This is a genomic window from Cetobacterium sp. (genome assembly GCF_048470075.1).
Lineage (GTDB): Bacteria > Fusobacteriota > Fusobacteriia > Fusobacteriales > Fusobacteriaceae > Cetobacterium_A.
Genome location: NZ_DBGBQB010000099.1, coordinates 1 through 1635 on the forward strand (window position 1 = coordinate 1; position 1635 = coordinate 1635).

General features: G+C 26.5%; 2 protein-coding genes. Both read right to left on the reverse strand.

The genetic code is table 11. From position 1 onward, the window contains the following. On the reverse strand, nt 1-341 hold a 341-nt coding region (locus tag ACMOUI_RS03750; RefSeq protein ID WP_418964402.1), incomplete at its 3' end, for a 5-methylcytosine restriction system specificity protein McrC. A 1-nt stretch (nt 342) separates the two neighbouring features. Next, nucleotides 343-1482, reverse strand: coding sequence for an McrB family protein (locus ACMOUI_RS03755; protein ID WP_418964403.1), 1140 nt, complete (start codon nt 1480-1482; stop codon nt 343-345). Nucleotides 1483-1635: the final 153 nt, after the last annotated feature.

Sequence of the window (1635 nt, forward strand, 5' to 3'; positions counted from 1 at the left end):
GTTTTAAAGGGAGAATCCTTTAAAGTTCTTAACATCTTTAATAGAATTCTTTTGCTTTTTTCTATATTTTCCTCTTCATCTAACCTAGTTATCTTAGGCAATATCTCTATAGTTCTTCCACTTTTTGTTTGAATTATTCCAACATAATTTTGAGCCTGAAGAAACTTCCCTCTTTTATTTTGTCCTAATTTAAAATACTGAACATAATTTGAGTTTTGTAATACAAAGGTTTCAATCTCTTCAAAAGTTTTTTTATTTACAGCTATATTCTTTCCATCGTTTTCTATTCCTATAAAAATAGAACTATATTCAGTTAGAGTTATATCTCTTTTATCATTCATTTTAATTTTCTCCAAATTCAGAAACTTTCAGATAACTTTCCTTTGTAAATTCATCATTAACTCTATAATTAAACTCACTTAACTCCATATCATCTAAATTAAATCCAAATATACTCTTACTAGTTACATCTTCACTAATAATAAATCTATCTCCTGATTTTCCAATTTGCTTTTCATGATCTCCTAATACAAGTTGAATCTTTTCCCAATCGTCATAAAAATACTCTTGTAACAGAGGAATTACTCTGTTTCTCATAACATTATTAAGATCTTGGAGCGTTTTAATATTTATAAAATATGCATGCCCTATTGTGTGATCTCTATCATAAAGATATTCTATTCTTTTGTTGATGACTTTTAAAAAATTACTTAAATTAATCTCTGGTGCATCCTCTATGTTTTTTCCAGATAAACAATCTAATTCAGGCATCATCTCAATAAATTCAAAGCGTCTTCTAAGAGCTGTATCTAATAGAGCTATACTTCTATCTGCTGTATTCATTGTTCCTATTATATATAGATTATTTGGTACTCCAAAACTCTCTTTACTATATGGTAGAGTTGTTTTAATCTGTTCATCATTACCAATTCTTTTACTATTCTCAATAAGAGTGATCAGTTCTCCAAAAATTTTAGATATATTTCCTCTATTTATCTCATCTATAATTAATACATAGTTTTTTATACATTCTTTTTCTTTTGATTGTTTTGAATTTTTTAGCAACAATTCAAGTAAAGAGTTATAATAAGATCTCAAACCAGACATATCATTTTTTTCATTTTCATACATTTTTCTTAAGCTATCAATTGATAGTGAGTGGTTATTACTACCATTTGCCTTGGTAAAAAAAATAGTCTTTTTATTGACATCTGTTATTAGAAAATATTTTTGTTTTGTTTCTATTCTTAGCCCTTCTTCGTCATCTAACCTATCTAAAATAACCTCTTTAAAAACATCTTCAAAATCTTTTTTCTTGTCATTGATGTTTTCACTATTTTTCAAATTTTTCAATGCTCTTCTAGAAATTTCTTTGAATATTCCATTAGCTACATTATAACTAATATTTTCACTCTCATCTACATCTGCTCTTATTCCCTCTACAAAATCTTCATAACTATATGATTGATGAAAAGTTATCATCTCAATTTGACTATTGTTTCTATATTCCTTAAACTTTTCCTTAAGTCTATTTCTTTTTTTAATGTATCATCAGAATCAATAGCTATATAGAACTCATTATCTAATATTTCAATTGCTCTATCTATTGCATTGTAAGTTTTACCTGTTCCCGGT